This window comes from candidate division TA06 bacterium, assembly GCA_004376575.1.
Classification (GTDB): domain Bacteria; phylum Hydrothermota; class DG-26; order E44-bin18; family E44-bin18; genus E44-bin18.
In genome coordinates this window covers 13,237-27,922 of the sequence record SOJN01000030.1, presented here as the reverse complement: position 1 = coordinate 27,922, position 14,686 = coordinate 13,237, and the positions used below count along the sequence as shown (strand labels likewise).

General features: G+C 50.7%; 17 protein-coding genes, 1 tRNA gene and 1 other RNA gene. 12 read left to right on the top strand and 7 right to left on the bottom strand.

Going from position 1 to position 14,686, the window contains the following annotated elements:
* The 6 genes from E3J62_02285 to E3J62_02260 form a co-directional block, all read right to left on the bottom strand.
* Positions 1-94: GIY-YIG nuclease family protein (locus E3J62_02285; protein ID TET47188.1), on the bottom strand; the 94-nt coding region annotated here is incomplete at its 3' end.
* A 153-nt stretch (positions 95-247) separates the two neighbouring features.
* Positions 248-1,414: an aminotransferase class V-fold PLP-dependent enzyme gene (locus tag E3J62_02280; GenBank protein ID TET47187.1), complete on the bottom strand. Its 1,167-nt coding sequence runs from the start codon at positions 1,412-1,414 to the stop codon at positions 248-250.
* A 2-nt stretch (positions 1,415-1,416) separates the two neighbouring features.
* Complete coding sequence (locus E3J62_02275) at positions 1,417-2,739, bottom strand: (Fe-S)-binding protein (GenBank protein ID TET47186.1); 1,323 nt, start codon at positions 2,737-2,739, stop codon at positions 1,417-1,419.
* A 2-nt stretch (positions 2,740-2,741) separates the two neighbouring features.
* Positions 2,742-3,338 (bottom strand): hypothetical protein, encoded by a 597-nt coding sequence (locus tag E3J62_02270; protein ID TET47185.1) that lies wholly within the window; start codon positions 3,336-3,338, stop codon positions 2,742-2,744.
* A gap of 10 nt (positions 3,339-3,348) precedes the next feature.
* A complete protein-coding gene (tusE, locus tag E3J62_02265) occupies positions 3,349-3,666 on the bottom strand; it encodes a TusE/DsrC/DsvC family sulfur relay protein (GenBank protein ID TET47184.1) in 318 nt (105 codons plus the stop codon).
* A 68-nt stretch (positions 3,667-3,734) separates the two neighbouring features.
* The gene (locus tag E3J62_02260) at positions 3,735-4,226 is read right to left on the bottom strand and encodes a hypothetical protein (GenBank protein TET47183.1); all 492 of its coding nucleotides are present in this window, start codon (positions 4,224-4,226) and stop codon (positions 3,735-3,737) included.
* Positions 4,227-4,450: 224 nt separating this feature from the next.
* On the opposite strand from E3J62_02260, the gene E3J62_02255 reads away from it, so the two are divergent.
* From E3J62_02255 to E3J62_02200, 12 genes are all read left to right on the top strand, one after another.
* The gene (locus E3J62_02255; GenBank protein ID TET47182.1) at positions 4,451-6,451 is read left to right on the top strand and encodes a T9SS type A sorting domain-containing protein; all 2,001 of its coding nucleotides are present in this window, start codon (positions 4,451-4,453) and stop codon (positions 6,449-6,451) included.
* A 332-nt stretch (positions 6,452-6,783) separates the two neighbouring features.
* A tRNA-Ala gene (locus E3J62_02250) sits at positions 6,784-6,859 on the top strand.
* Positions 6,860-6,913: 54 nt separating this feature from the next.
* Positions 6,914-7,180: signal recognition particle sRNA large type (gene ffs / locus E3J62_02245), an RNA gene on the top strand.
* 27 nt (positions 7,181-7,207) lie between these two features.
* Positions 7,208-8,764, top strand: coding sequence for a DNA polymerase III subunit gamma/tau (gene dnaX, locus E3J62_02240; GenBank protein ID TET47181.1), 1,557 nt, complete (start codon positions 7,208-7,210; stop codon positions 8,762-8,764).
* Positions 8,765-8,790: 26 nt separating this feature from the next.
* Complete coding sequence (locus E3J62_02235; GenBank protein TET47180.1) at positions 8,791-9,111, top strand: YbaB/EbfC family nucleoid-associated protein; 321 nt, start codon at positions 8,791-8,793, stop codon at positions 9,109-9,111.
* A 2-nt stretch (positions 9,112-9,113) separates the two neighbouring features.
* Positions 9,114-9,713 carry a recombination protein RecR gene (gene recR, locus E3J62_02230; GenBank protein ID TET47179.1) on the top strand — a complete coding sequence of 200 codons (600 nt, stop codon included), beginning with the start codon at positions 9,114-9,116 and terminating at the stop codon, positions 9,711-9,713.
* Positions 9,714-9,820: 107 nt separating this feature from the next.
* Complete coding sequence (locus tag E3J62_02225; GenBank protein TET47178.1) at positions 9,821-10,399, top strand: pyruvate synthase; 579 nt, start codon at positions 9,821-9,823, stop codon at positions 10,397-10,399.
* Positions 10,396-10,689, top strand: coding sequence for a 4Fe-4S dicluster domain-containing protein (locus E3J62_02220; protein ID TET47177.1), 294 nt, complete (start codon positions 10,396-10,398; stop codon positions 10,687-10,689). The genes E3J62_02225 and E3J62_02220 overlap by 4 nt, the downstream gene beginning before the upstream one ends.
* Positions 10,690-10,708: 19 nt before the next feature.
* On the top strand, positions 10,709-11,899 hold the full coding sequence (gene porA / locus E3J62_02215; protein ID TET47176.1) for a pyruvate ferredoxin oxidoreductase: 1,191 nt from the start codon (positions 10,709-10,711) through the stop codon (positions 11,897-11,899).
* A gap of 5 nt (positions 11,900-11,904) precedes the next feature.
* Positions 11,905-12,822, top strand: coding sequence for a pyruvate ferredoxin oxidoreductase (locus E3J62_02210; GenBank protein ID TET47175.1), 918 nt, complete (start codon positions 11,905-11,907; stop codon positions 12,820-12,822).
* Entirely contained in the window at positions 12,785-13,330 is a 546-nt protein-coding gene (locus E3J62_02205) for a roadblock/LC7 domain-containing protein (protein ID TET47174.1), read from the top strand. The genes E3J62_02210 and E3J62_02205 overlap by 38 nt, the downstream gene beginning before the upstream one ends.
* 12 nt (positions 13,331-13,342) lie before the next feature.
* Complete coding sequence (locus E3J62_02200; protein ID TET47173.1) at positions 13,343-13,927, top strand: gliding-motility protein MglA; 585 nt, start codon at positions 13,343-13,345, stop codon at positions 13,925-13,927.
* A gap of 99 nt (positions 13,928-14,026) precedes the next feature.
* Here the strand turns inward: E3J62_02200 and E3J62_02195 are convergent, their stop codons facing one another.
* On the bottom strand, positions 14,027-14,671 hold the full coding sequence (locus E3J62_02195; protein TET47172.1) for a hypothetical protein: 645 nt from the start codon (positions 14,669-14,671) through the stop codon (positions 14,027-14,029).
* Positions 14,672-14,686 lie beyond the last annotated feature (15 nt).

The window sequence follows — 14,686 nt, the reverse complement described above, 5'->3', positions numbered from 1 at the left end:
AGACGCGTTTGGCAAGGTTGGTAGTCACGCCGGTGTAGAGCGTTCCGTTGCGCCTACTTGCGAGAATGTAAACGGTCGGTTGTCTCTCGTTCATGGTATCCTCACTGGATTCCCGCAAAGCCTGCGCCCGACCTGATCGGGGGCGGGAATGACCGGGTTTGGTGCCACGATTTGGGGAAAGCCCCGTGTATCTCACTTCGTGAGAAACGGGGGGCCGTGAAACGCCCCAGGCAGGCAGATTCGGAGTTTACCCTGATCTGCTGCTGGCTATCTCATTCACCGCGTCCACTGCCCTTTCAACATGCTCTTCGGTATTAAATGCACCAATGCTGAACCTGACAGTTCCCTTGGGAGCAGTACCTATATCTTCATGCACAAGTGGAGCACATTGGAGCCCCGTCCTGGCCGCTATATCGTAGTCAACGTCAAGAATGGTCCCAACATCTGCAGCCACCTTGCCCTGTATGTTGCATGACACGACAGGCAGATGATCCAGGGTGCCTTCAGCGCAGTAGAGTAGAACGCCTTCTATTTCCTCTAACCCAGTCTTGAGCGTCTCAAATAGTTCCATCTTCTTGCTGTGGATATTCTCCAGACCGACCCTGTTTATGTATTTCACTCCGGCATTGAGTCCTGCCACTCCCATAAGGTTCATAGTCCCACACTCAAGCCTGTACGGATATTCATATAGATGTGTTTTCACTGCAGAACGCACACCCGTTCCCCCGAATCTCGACGGCTCGATCTCGACGCCATCCCTCACACAAAGCCCGCCTATGCCCGGAGGTCCAAGAAGAGACTTATGCCCGGTGAATGCAAGGACATCAATACACATCGCCTGCATGTCAATAGAAGTCGCGCCCGCTGTTTGGGCCACATCAACTGCAAATGGGACCCCTTTCTCTTTGCATATTCGGCCGATCTCGGCCACTGGTTGAAGAGTGCCAATGACGTTGGACCCGTGGTTTATGATTACCAGTCTTGTATTCTTCTTGATCCTTCTTTTTACATCGTCGGGGTCCATGTATCCTCTATCATCAAATGGCAAGCGGTCAACCTCCACGCCCCTATCCATCTCCTTATGATACAGTGGTCTCAACACAGAGTTATGCTCCAGGCGCGATGTTATTACATGGTCTCCTATTTTGAGCATTCCATTTATGATCATATTCAGCGAATCTGAGGCATTGTACGTGAAAACGAGACGGTTGAAATCTTCGCCGCCATTGAAAAACTGAGTAAGCATCTTCCTCGTCTCCAAAACCATCTGTTCAGCCTCAAGTGAGAGGTCATATCCGGACCTTCCCGGGTTGACTCCGCAAGTCCTGTAGAACTCACACATGAAATCGTGCACCTCACGTGGTTTCGGATAGGCGGTTGCCGCGTTGTCGAGGTAAGCAAGCTCTCTTCCCATTCTTACAACCTCTCCTCTTTTGAATCACCTTCTGGAGATAGGACAAGTGCATTGGCCACCAGTTCTGTGACAGTTTGAATCTTGACGCCAAGCTTGTAGTGTCTATCGAGTTCCAGAAGCTGATCAATACAGTTGTGACAGGGAGTAGCGACTATTTCTGCTTCTGTCCTTTCTATCTGCTCTGCCTTCAGTTTTCCGGAGCTTATCCTTCGATTCGCAAAAACTTTCATAGACAAACTCCCACCACCTCCAGAACAGCAGAAGTTCCTCTCCCTGTTGGGGGTCATCTCAACGAAGTCAGAGACGACGTTCTTCAATATGTTTCTCTGTTCCTCTATTATGCCACCCTTTCTCACCAGATGGCAAGGATCATGGAGAGTCACCTTACCCTTGTTCGCCGAAGGCGTCACCTTTATTCTGCCAGTCCTTATGTAGTCCCACAGAAGTTCCAGAATGCTCAAGACCTCAATACGCTCTTTTCCATTCGTATATTCCGGAACGTGCCACCTGGCCGCATAATAGCCATGGCCACATTCGGAAAGGACAAGAGCGTTTACACCCAGCCTTTCTGCCTCAGACATGAGATTTTTGGCCAGCATTCCAGCCTGGACATCATCGCCAGAATAGTACGCATAGTTGGTCACATCGAAGAACTGGCTGCTCATCGTCCAGTCCTCACCTGCGGCATAGAAAACCTTCCCTGCTGCAGTGAGTGAAAGCGGAAAGAACTTTGGCTCCCGCGGGTTGACAGCATAAAGAATGCGCGCTCCATGGACATCGAGTGGCATCGATGCCCTCTCATCTGAAACCTCATCGCGCAACTCCTCTTCCAGCCATTTTACCGTGTCTACCCATTCATCTCTCGTTATCCGCATGTTGTTCCCAGTCTCCACTGCTGCCAGAATTGTGGAGTCCAACCCTTCAGGGACTCTGCCTAACTCCGTGAGAATCCCCCGAATTCGGTGTGTCACTTTCGAAACATCGAGCCCTATAGAACAGTGAAATCCACATCTGCCGCACATGTTGCATCGCCCAAAGGCGACATCAACCATTGCTTTCAGGAACTCCTCTGTCAATTGAGTTTCAGGATTGGTGCGGCTGAACAATCTGTCCGGGAGCCTTACCAGCCTCCTGTACAGGCCTCCGAGACGATTCAGTTTGTAACCTGGTATGGATTCTGGCTCACCATCTGTCAAATAGAAGTGGCAGGATTTAGCACACAACCCACAGCGTACGCACGCGTCAAGGTAAGCAGTGAGTTCACAATCAAGTCGTTCTGTGAGCATTCTCGCCAGATCACTCTTCTGTGCCATCTCTTGCCCCATGATTAGACCATAACTCCCTTTCTCCCATAACTTCTCCCCAGCAGGAGGCGCGATGCAAAGAAATAGTAGCAGTGCTTCAGCTTTCCAAAAGGCAAATAGAGTAGTACTACACAGGCAGCAGCATAGCACACAAAAGGAGCAGTGACCCCAAAGATGGTCAAAATCACTGAAAGCTGCATTAGATCAACCAGAACATTCGCCACGTAGTCACCAGGTTCACTCATGAACCTCAAGTGCCTGTTGAACACCCTCTTGAAAAGAAGATAAAGCCCACAAGCAAATCCAGCCGACAGGATAGATATGATCGTTGTACTGCGCTGTAACAACAACGCAGGGAAGGCAAGAACAACAAACGAAGAGAAACTTACCAGATGGTATATGACGCCAGCGCCATAACCAAGCGGGTTGCGACTTGCGCTCTCTTTCCTCCAAGGAGCCATACCTCTGGTGAATGCGGACAGTATTCCCGGAAATGAGCTTCTCTTCGGCACTGAATGGTCGGGCCTTCTGCGTCTGATCAACTGTATGGACCAGAAAGCGAAAAAAAGGAGACAATAAAGGAGACAACCAAAATAGATGAACCGGAGTGTTTCTGCCATAGGAATTTCTTCAAACACATCCGTCCGGCTTGGGCAGACCCGCCACTTTGCACGCCCCTTTCGCCGGACCAAGAGGAAAAAGGTCGTATATTTCCCTGAGTTTGAGATCAGTAGCCTTGCACAAGCTTCGGACCATTGGAGCAAGCTGATTCTCCAGATAGTACTGTCTTATGTATTTCACCACAGCCCAGTGTTCTTCACTCATTTCCTGTATGTTATCGGCCTTTGCCAGCAAAACTGCCACCTCATCATTCCACTCTTCAGGATTCCTGAGAAACCCTTCTTCGTCCACTTCGAATTTTCTTCCTTCGATTTCAATGATGGCCACTCATAACTCCATGTTTACGAGTTCGTAATAACACAATCTAACTGACCAGGCTGGAAAAGTCAAATCTATTACCCCCCCTTTTCACAAACCTTTTCTATCACGTGGTCGCAATAGGAATCCCCCCTGGGGATCGATTTTTCAATGTAGTAACGGAGCCCGTCTCCCAACGTTTCTACCACGACTCTCTCCATTGTGGTGTGCGCGTCACAGAGCTCCGGGCTTTCAAAGGGGTAAGGACATCGATTGACCCTGATGACCACCCGGTTCTCACCCCACTCTACTACTTTGCCCTCTCCCCTCACGTTATTGAAGATTCTGATAATATACAAAGCGACAGACTTTGCATCAGATTCCTTCACCCTCTTCTTTGCCCTTTCAGCGATTTCTTTGCCGAACTGGGCACTCACATCCCGAATCAGCTCCAAGCCCTCATCCCCGAAACGGCTGTAGATCTCCTCATAGAGTCTTCTGACTCTATTCATCAGGGCTGAGGTGGCGCTTCTGTACCTCTTCTCTACAGGGACTTCCTCGATTCTTACACCTTCGGGTAACTCAACCACTAACACCTCCTTCGTTCTTCGTACTTTTCCAGTATACTCTTCGATTCCGCTGTAGTCAATGAAGAGGTGCTGTTTCTCAGGGAACCGGCAATCGGCGGATCCCTTTCCTCAAGAAATAACAGGTTCTCCTCGATAAGTGGACACAATTAGTGCATCAAATAGATTGACCTGGAATGCATTGGTGATATAATCCTTTTAACATCCAAAGAAAGGAGTGAGGGACTATGTCATACAAGCGTCTGTTCCCTTTCTGCCTGGTTATCTTGTGGGCTGCGTGCTGCGCTGGCGCGGTGCTCTACCCAGTAGAACGCGTCCAGGGTGGCCCGCCCGCGGAGAACTTTCTTTTCTTCCCTACACCAACCCCTGACACTATCTATTATGATGACGGAACTGGAGCTGCATATTACCCCCAACAGCACTGGGATTTTGCGGTGAGATTCACGCCCGTTGTCGGCTGCACGTTGAAAGGGGCCTCCGTTGCCAACTATCAGGTCTCTGTCGATAGCTGTAGTCTATTCGTATGGGCTGATGACGGCGGTGAACCTGGGACTCTTCTCCATGCCCCAATACCTTACCTGGGTTTGAGTTTCACCTTCAGGCAGGTGGACCTGGACTCGGCACTCTTCATCGACACAGATTTCTGGATAGGCTACTACGCGCCTGGGCCGCCATTCTGTCTGATGGACGCAATATCCAGTTCTCCCATAAGAAGCTTCTACCGCAGCCTTACAAATTGGTATGAAATCAACGCTGGCGACCTCCTGGTAAGAGCTCTTGTCGACTATGGTGGGGTCACCATACGCGACGTCGGTGTTAGAGGCGTCCGTACAACGGGCGGATTCTTCATGAGAAATCCCGCGTCTTCCACTCCATGGGCAGTGATCGAAAACTTGGGCGACTCCACCGAATATAACCTCCCGGTAGAATGCTCGATAATAGACACTTCTTACACAGCCTCTGTGGTTTACATAGATACCCAGTTCGTAGACGAAATAGCGCCTGGTGATCTCGATACAGTCTATTTTCAGATCTGGAATCCAGTGGCAGACGGAGAATACATAATCACCACCACAACCCTTCTGCCCGGAGACATGATAACAGATAACGATGTCGCCTATCTCGAAACTCAGGTCTGTTCTCCGCCCAGAGCAGCTCTTACCTATGATGACGATGACTACGACGGCTCCTTCACCGGCGTCCCGAACAATGCGTGGGCGACGGAGTACGTACCGCCATGGTATCCATGCCTGGTCGAAAGCGTCAAGATTTACTTCGGTTCAAGTGGGGATCCGGTTGTCATGTGGGTCCTGGATGATGACGGGCCCTGGCACCTGCCGGGCACCGTCTGGTATGCTGAGACAACGTCTGTGTCAAGTTCGGGCTGGCACACATTCAATACCTACTTGAAGGCACCAGTCTTTGATGATGGGAAATTCTACATAGCGTATTGGTACAACACTGGCGCTCCATCCCTGGCTTATGATAGTGACTTGCCGATCGCCAACCAGACGTGGCGCTTTCAAACAGCATGGGTTAAGGACAACAGCAATGACTGGATGATGAGGGCGTACGTATCTATGGTTGAGAAACACGACGCCGCGGTCACCGATATACTCGCCCCGGCTGACACACTGCTAACCGACTCCACATACGATATTGGCGCGAGGCTGGCCAACTTTGGGAACATGACAGACACTATCAACGCCTTCTGCACAATTGATGGCTACGCTGATACACTCCAGTTCCCGGACGTCACCTACGGCCAAACCGTAGATGCGTGGTTTGCGCAGTGGACAGTCCCCCACACCGACTCATTTGTGCAGGTGGATATGACAGTATTTGTTACAACGTACGATGATAGGAATCCAGAGAATGATACGCTAAAGAAGACGATTGTCTACGGACCGCCCGTTGGTGTCGCCGAGTCTGAGTTGCACCGTGAGTCTCCTCTTCCCATGCTAGGTCAGAACAACCCCAATCCTTTCTCGAATTCAACCAACATCCAGGTACTACTTCCAGAGGGGGCATTGTCTTCTTCCTTTGAGATCTATGATGCTGCCGGGAGACTGATCAAGCAGGTTGACCTTACGTCTACTGCCAGAACACTGAGTGTGATTTGGGACGGAAAAACAGACAGAGGAGACTACGCGCGCTCCGGCGTCTATTTCTATAAGTTGAGATTCGGAAACTCGACACTGAGCAGGAAGATGATCCTAATCCGCTGAAGGAATTGCTCTTTGTTTTGGGATCGCACGGCCGGGCCCCAGTGGCCCGGCCTTTTTTGTGTCATGTGTCGGGACACCCCCTTCATCCCCACCCCCCGTTCAATCCCTTCTCCCCCACGCCCATCCCCGGTTCAATATGGTTCAATCGAACCGCTCTCTTCACCGCCACTGCGCGTTCGATCCCTGCCCCTACTTTGTCCCTCGCTCTTTGCAAAAGGTATTGACACTAGCTATATGGTTTGCTACCTTCTCTTGTGGCGATGGCAGCTCGCGCCGCCTTTTTGTTTTCACCTTATAAGCTCTTTGAGTATGCTCTGTCAATCTGCGGATTTGGGGCAGTAGCTCAGTTGGGAGAGCGCCTCCCTCGCACGGAGGAGGCCGGCGGTTCGAGTCCGCTCTGCTCCACAAAGCCATCAAGAAACGTGGAAGTCCAATGCGGACTGATCCCTGCAATTATTCCGGTCGTGCTAGGCGGGGAGCCAGCGGTGCCCTGAACCCGAAATCCGCTCTAGCGGGGCCGAAAGCCCAGCATGAGGGCGGTCCTCTTGTAGCGTGCCCTTTCAGGCTACGCTGTGAAGGCTGGGTCCCGCGGGGTGCGATCCCGCGAACCCCGTCAGGTCCGGAAGGAAGCAGCGGTAAGAGGTGCATCTCGCTGCCGTGGGGTAGCCTGGCTGGAGCCGAACCTGAAAGCAAGCCACTGCGAGAGCCGTCCCGAAGTCTGGGGCACGACCGGTAAAGTTATTGTATTCAAAGAATATGGTATCAAAACAGAACTCATACGTGGTCCTTGCACGCAAGTATAGGCCCAAGACTTTTGACGAGGTCATCGGCCAGGATCATGTGACAACAACCCTCAGGAACGCGATAAGGTCGAACAGGATCGCCCATGCGTATCTCTTCGCCGGGCCGAGGGGCGTGGGCAAAACGACCACGGCACGAATCCTGGCCAAGGCACTCAACTGCAAGGACGGGCCGACGGAAGTCCCGTGCAACACCTGTCCTTCCTGCCTGGAGATATCCCGGTCTACAAGTCCAGATGTTCTGGAAATAGACGGGGCATCCAACCGGGGAATTGATGAAATCCGAAACTTGAGGGAAAAGGTGAGATATGCCCCCCTGCAAGGCCGACATAAGATATATGTGATAGACGAGGTCCACATGTTGACCACGGAGGCCTTCAATGCTCTTCTCAAGACTCTTGAGGAGCCTCCTCCCCAGGTTCTCTTCATCTTTGCAACAACTGAACCCAATAAACTCCTCCAGACTATTCTATCCAGATGCCAGCGCTTCGATTTCAGGAAAATCTCTGTGAAAGAGATAATCGACAGATTGAAGTACATCGCAGACCACGAGAAAATTGAGGTCGAGGATGAAGCCTTCCTGCTCATAGCGAAAAAGGCAGACGGGAGCGTAAGAGATGCCGAGTCAATGCTGGACCAGGTAGCCTCATTCAGTCAAAACAAGGTGACCGACTCCGACGTTAGGACTGTTCTAGGCTTCGTCCCTTCGGAACTTCTGTTTGAACTGACAGACTGTTTTTCGCAACACGATCCCAGAGGGGCTCTGCTACTCATAGACAGGGTCATACGGCAGGGGTACGACCCACGCGAGTTCGTGCTCGAACTTGTCGAGCATCTCAGGACGCTTCTTCTCCTGAGGCTTGATTTGAGGCTGGCTGAAGTCCAGGGCCTCCCAGAATCAGAGCTTGAGCGGTACAACAACCAAGCCACTCAGTTCGACTCCGGGCAGATACTGCGCATGCTGAGCCTCACCGCTCAGCTGGAGCCGAGACTCCATTGGAGCGCTCAACCTCACACATTGCTTGATACTCACGTAGTGCAACTATCCAGGCTCGATTCAACGATCAAGCTGGAAACTCTACTTGAAAAGATTGAAGGACTAAGAGAGAAGAAAGATCCGATAGAAAAATCTGTTTCAGTGGAGAAGAACTTGCCCGACATATTCTCCTCTCTGGTGGAAAGGGTAAAGACGCGAAAAAGGTTCGTGGGAGAATCACTCAGCTTCGGCCAGCCGCAGTCCCTCACGGAAGAGGAATTTGCCGTGGGGTTCTCTGCCAAGAACAAGTTTCAGATGGATAATGTGCAGTCAGCGCCCAACCTCGAACTGATAGAATCAGAACTTGGTGAGCTGCTAGGAAGGAAGTTGAAGTTCTCTTGTGTCCTGAAAGAATCTTCTGGTCCCAGACATCCCCGTGAAAAAGCGAAAAAGACTCCCCCAGAGAATGAAGCAGTGAAAGAGATTATGGAAACTTTCGACGCAGAAATTGTTGACTCTGAGGAGTTCACAGACTGAGAGGCTGCAAAAAAGGAGAGAAGAGCATGAGAATGGATCAGATAATGAAACAAGCTCAAAAACTTCAAACCAAAATGGATGAGATTCAGAAGAAACTTGCCGACATGAGGCTTGAGGGTGAGGCAGGGGGAGGCATGGTCAGAGCAATAGTGGATGGACAGCAGAATTTGCTCGAGGTGAAGATAGATCCTGAGGTGGTCAATCCAGACGACATTCAAATGCTCGAAGACCTGGTGGTGGCAGCCGTAAGGGAGGCACGAAGAAAAGCACAAGAGCTCGCGGCTGAGGAGATGAAAACGGTTACCGGGGGCCTCATGATACCGGGCCTATTCGGACCGACAAAATAAAGATGATAAAAAGTTCGATCTCCACAGAGAAGTTGATAGAAGAGCTGCGTAAACTTCCGGGCGTTGGCAGAAAAACGGCTCAGAGGCTCGCCTTCCACCTCCTCAAGGTTTCAAAGGAGGAGGCCGGGGAATTGTCACGGGCGATACAAGCGGCAAAGGAAAAAGTCAGGCTGTGCTCGGTCTGCTTCGGCATTACGGAAAAAGACCCATGTCACATATGTACAGACAAGACCAGAGACCCCGGCACAATATGTGTCGTCGAACAAGCTACCGATGTTTTCGCCTTCGAGCGGACTGCTGACTTTCACGGAAAATATCATGTCCTGGGTGGCTCCCTCTCTCCCCTGGACGGAATAGGACCTGAAGACATAAAGGTAAAAGAACTTATAGAGAGGGTAAACAGAGAATCGATTGAGGAGATAATCCTCGCAACCAACCCGAATGCCGAAGGTGAGGCCACAGCCTTGTATATTGCAAGGCTGCTAAAACCAATCAGCATCAAGGTGACGAGAATCGCGAGGGGTCTCCCGGTCGGCAGCGACATCGATCTTGCTGACGAGGTCACGCTCTCCAGGGCGCTCCTTGGCCGCAGTGAGTACTAATTTGAATGCCTTATGGCTTACAGTGCCTCTCTGTGGTGGTTTTTGGGCTTGACCAGGGGAATCATGTCTGGTAATCTTATAAAGTTAGGGTGTAATCTGAGGGCTAAATGAAGAAGATAACTGAGATCAGGTGGCATGGAAGGGGAGGACAGGGAGCGAAGACGGTGGCGCTTCTCTTTGCAGATGCTGCCCTTTCCACAGGCAAGTATATTCAAGGCTTTCCGGAATACGGACCGGAAAGAATGGGCGCTCCCATGATGTCCTTCAACAGGTTGAGCAACGAACCCATCAAAATGCACTGCGGCGTATCCAGCCCAGACATTGTGGTTGTATTGGATCGGACTCTAATCGATTCGATCGACGTGACAGAAGGGCTTCCCGAGGATGGAACTATCGTAGTTAATACTCCGGAGAGCCCGGCGGAAGTCAGAAAACGGCTCAAGCTGAAGGGCAGGAAGGTTTTCACGGTGGATGCGTCGAAGATATCTCTGGACACGTTGGGTAAGGTCATACCTAACACGCCCATGCTGGGCGCAATGGTGAAAGCGACGGAGGTCTTGGACTTTAAGAGAATGCTAGAAGACACGAAAAGCAAGCTGTCCAAGAAGTTCCGGGATAGACCAGAAATCATTGAAGGCAACGTCAACTGCATGCGAAGAGCCTACAAGGAAGTGCGGTCGGAATGAAGAAACAGGGTTGGAAAGATTTAGAGCTTGGCTCCATCGACTACGCTGGCCGTGCCCTGGCCTATCACACCGGCGACTGGAGAACCCACCGTCCCATCTGGAGCGAAGAAAAATGCATCCATTGTTTCCTGTGTTGGATATACTGTCCAGATTCTGCCATAATGGTAGAAGATGATAAGATAAAGGGGATCGATCTCAGGTACTGCAAAGGCTGTGGAATCTGCGAGCGGGAGTGTCCTCCAAAGGCGTCAGCCATTGAAATAAAGCTGGAGAGCGAATTCCGGAAATGATACCTGGAAGGAAAGGGTGATGCCGAAGAAAGTGGAATTCAATATAGTGGCGAGAACCGGAAACGAGGCGATGGCTGAAGCCATGAGGCAGATAAACCCTGACGTTGTTGCCGCCTATCCCATAACTCCAGCGACAGAGGTTGTTCAGTTGTTCGCCTCCTTCGTATCCGACGGCTTGGTGGACACTGAGTTTGTGCCCGTTGAAAGCGAACACAGTGCTATTAGCGCGTGTGTGGGTGCTGCTGCAGCGGGAGGTAGAGTAATAACCTCTACATCTTCCCAGGGACTTGCCCTCATGCACGAGATTCTCTATATCGCCGCAGCTCTGCGACTTCCCATTATCATTTGTGAGGTGAACAGGGCTCTGTCTGGCCCTATCAACATACATTGCGACCACTCTGACACCATGGGTTCCAGAGACGCGGGCTGGATACAGATATTCAGTGAGAACGCACAAGAGGCATACGACTCCATAATACAGGCGATCAGGATTGCGGAGGCGACAAGGGTTCCCGCAATGGTAACTACTGATGGATTCATCATAAGCCACGAAATGCAGCGTCTGGAGATGCTACCCGATAAGGAGGTTCAGGATTTCGTCGGTGAATATCACCCCAAGTTCTCGCTTCTGGATGTTGACAATCCTATTCTTGTCGGTACCTTTGACCTTCAGGACTACTTTTTTGAACACAAGAGAGCTCAGTCCGAAGGGATGAACGAGGCGCCAAAACAGATAGAAAAGGTGGCCAAGGAATTTAAGGAGAAGTATGGAAGAGAGTACGGGATGGTCGAAGGATACATGGTTGATGACGCGGAACTGGTCGTCGTGGTTATGGGTTCTGCAGCGGGCACAACAAAGGCAGTGGTCGATTCACTCAGAGAGAAAGGGATCAAGGCGGGGGTGCTCAAGATCAGGGTTTTCCGCCCATTCCCGTTTGATGATGTAGTGAAAATACTGAGTGACAAGAAGGCTGTCGCTGTGATGGACAGAGCAGATTCGCTTGCTGGATTCGGCGGACCCCTATTCACCGACATCAGGTCTGCTTTATATGATGCAGACGGCAAACCCCCCATGGCAGACTACATCTTTGGCCTGGGAGGTAGAGACATCAGTATGGAAGAGATAAAATCGATCTATGACCAACTGGCCAAGATGGCGAAGACAGGTAAGGCTGTCAATCTCATCAACTATGTTGGCGTGAGAGAATAGGCAAAATGGCAAATCTGAAACAACTGGCAAAAAAGGGTGATCTTCTCACCGGAGGACACAGGGCATGCGTAGGGTGTGGCGCAACCATAATCGCACGTCAGGTGCTTGCGGCAACAGAGACGCCCGTCGTCTGTTCAATATCGACAGGCTGTCTCGAGGTGGTCTCCACCCTTTACCCTTTTAACGCCTGGCAGGTCCCTTTCATCCACAATGCTTTTGAGAACTCGGCTGCCACGATATCAGGAATCGAGGCGTGCTATAGGGCACTCAAGAGAAGAGGAAAGATCGACAGAGAAATAAAGTTCATTGGCTGGGGCGGCGACGGTGGAACATACGACATTGGAATTCAGGCTCTCTCAGGAGCAGTGGAGAGAGAACACGACTTTCTCTTCATCTGCTACGACAACCAGGCCTACATGAATACAGGCATACAGAGATCGAGCGCCACTCCGCTTGGAGCTCACACGACCACATCACCGGCCGGCTCGGTCATACCCGGCAAGATTCAGAACAGGAAAGACCTCACTGAGATAATGATTGCTCACGACATCCCCTATGCTGCGCAGGCATCCCCGGGACACTGGAATGACCTGGCAACCAAGGTGCGAAAAGCACTGAACACCCCAGGAGCGACCTTCATAAATATCCTCTCGCCCTGTCAACTCGGATGGAGGCACGAGCCGAGTGAGACCATAGAAATCGCGAGGATCGCAGTCGACACATGCTTCTGGCCACTTTACGAAGTGGAAAATGGCAACTACAAGATAACAAAGAAGCCGAAGAAGAAGCTTCCGATCAGCGCTTTCTTAGAAAACCAGGGAAGGTTCCGTCACTTGATGAAACCGGAGAACAAGAAGGTGGTAGAGGAACTTCAGGCTTTCGTAGATAGAAAGTGGGAACTGTTGCTCGAGAGGGCGACCTAAAAAGGAACCAGGAACGTTGCAGAAGTCTCTGTCCATATTTGAGGAAGACTACTGGGCTATTAACCAGCAGCTCAGCTATCTTCTGAAGTCAACCAACGCACTCATCGTCCTCCTCATAGACAGGACGGGCCAGGTGATAACCAGTGCCGGCGACCTGTCGAGACTGGACGTCCCTTCTTTCGCTTCCCTTCAAGCAGCGGACGTGGCTGCCACAAGTCAACTTGCATCTTTGATTGGAGAAAAAGAATTTGGTACACTCTTTCATCAAGGAAGACGAGACAGTATCTATGTAGCTCTGATAAACAGCAACATAATACTCGTGGTAATATTTGATGACCGGGCAACTCTTGGCCTGGTTAGAGTTAGAGTCAAGACTGTGGGAGAGCAAGTCGCGCGTATATTCGAGAGAATTTTTGCAAAGCTGGACAGAAAGCCCGTAGCAACTCCTGGGTTTGACGATGATTTCGCTCTTGAGGCGGAAGCAGAAATAGACAACCTTTTCAAGTAAGAAGAAAGAGATATGTCTCTAATCAACTATGCCTCTAGGGAAATAAACTGCAAGATAGTCTATTACGGACCTGGCCTTGGAGGCAAAACCACCAACATCAAATACGTCTACTCAAAGATAGCCCCTGAGACGAGAGGAAAGCTGATCAGTCTCGCGACAGAGCTGGACAGAACTCTCTTCTTCGATTTTCTCCCAGTAGACCTCGGCACCATCCGTGGATTCAAGACCAGGTTCCATTTGTATACGGTACCAGGCCAGGTCTACTATAATGCTTCAAGGAAACTGATACTGAAAGGCCTGGATGGGCTGGTCTTCGTTGCCGACTCCCAGGCTGATCGTCTCGATGACAACATAGACAGCCTGCAAAACATGTATGAAAACCTCGACACCCACGGCCTCCGCATCGATGGGATGCCATTTGTAATGCAGTGGAACAAAAGAGATCTGCCCAATGTGAGTCCAATGGATGAGTTGGATGCTGTTCTCAACACGCTGAACGTTCCGTACTTCCCCGCCATAGCCACTCAAGGTTCTGGCGTTTTCGAGACACTGAAAGAAGTGTCCAAGATGGTGCTGCGCGCCCTCTCGCAACAATAATTCCCACCTTGCAGGCGGAAGGACGAAGTACAGGGTACAAAGGACGAAGTACACCTAGCAGCCACTTTGTACTCTGCAATTAGTACTTCGTACTTGTGTTTAACCGTTAAGTCTCATCTTCGTTATTACGTCACCGAAAGTTTCGTATTCTTCGCATTCAATTCTCTTCTCTTTGCAGTGGTCCAGCAAAAGCCCCTTGGCAAAGACCCTGTCCGCGACCTCTGCAGCGTGCCTATCCGTCCTACCCTCCCCTATGAAGGTTACCTTGTTCTTCCACTCCTGGTATTTCCTTATGATTCCTACCTTACATGTCCCGCATTCACCGCACTCAGGATTCCAGTGAGGGAAAAAGACGTCTTCAAGAACATGCTCCTGGAAGGCAGCCAGATCTGAGTAGTATTTCAGACCCCTCAACCCCATTATTTCGAGTACGGTTTCGACATAGAAGTCGAGCCCTTCGCTTGCGATGACCACTCCTATGCCTTTCTTCTTGCATAGGCCCACGAACGTTGGAAAATGAGGATCCAATTCAACAGCCTCTCTCACATAAGACTCCATGACCCCTCTGGGCTGCTTCAGCAGTTTGAACTCCTCCAGTGCGGTCTGCTTCAGACTCCACTGTCCTGTGTGGTAGAATTCTTCCATTTGCCTCCACTTGCCAGAAGCAAACTTTTCCAGGAGGAGGACCGAGACATCCTTTCTGGTTATGGTTCCATCCATATCACATACGACCACTTCACCCAATTCTATCCTCCGACA

Excerpts from the sequence above, each read along its gene's own strand:
- E3J62_02210 (TET47175.1), top strand. The coding sequence starts at position 11,905 with ATGGCAAATCTGAAACAACTGGCAAAAAAGGGTGATCTTCTCACCGGA.
- E3J62_02235 (TET47180.1), top strand. The coding sequence starts at position 8,791 with ATGAGAATGGATCAGATAATGAAACAAGCTCAAAAACTTCAAACCAAA.
- E3J62_02280 (TET47187.1), bottom strand. The coding sequence starts at position 1,414 with ATGGGAAGAGAGCTTGCTTACCTCGACAACGCGGCAACCGCCTATCCG.
- E3J62_02255 (TET47182.1), top strand. The coding sequence starts at position 4,451 with ATGTCATACAAGCGTCTGTTCCCTTTCTGCCTGGTTATCTTGTGGGCT.
- E3J62_02220 (TET47177.1), top strand. The coding sequence starts at position 10,396 with ATGAAGAAACAGGGTTGGAAAGATTTAGAGCTTGGCTCCATCGACTAC.
- E3J62_02200 (TET47173.1), top strand. The coding sequence starts at position 13,343 with ATGTCTCTAATCAACTATGCCTCTAGGGAAATAAACTGCAAGATAGTC.
- porA (TET47176.1), top strand. The coding sequence starts at position 10,709 with ATGCCGAAGAAAGTGGAATTCAATATAGTGGCGAGAACCGGAAACGAG.
- E3J62_02270 (TET47185.1), bottom strand. The coding sequence starts at position 3,338 with ATGGCAGAAACACTCCGGTTCATCTATTTTGGTTGTCTCCTTTATTGT.
- E3J62_02275 (TET47186.1), bottom strand. The coding sequence starts at position 2,739 with ATGGGGCAAGAGATGGCACAGAAGAGTGATCTGGCGAGAATGCTCACA.
- dnaX (TET47181.1), top strand. The coding sequence starts at position 7,208 with ATGGTATCAAAACAGAACTCATACGTGGTCCTTGCACGCAAGTATAGG.
- E3J62_02225 (TET47178.1), top strand. The coding sequence starts at position 9,821 with ATGAAGAAGATAACTGAGATCAGGTGGCATGGAAGGGGAGGACAGGGA.
- recR (TET47179.1), top strand. The coding sequence starts at position 9,114 with ATGATAAAAAGTTCGATCTCCACAGAGAAGTTGATAGAAGAGCTGCGT.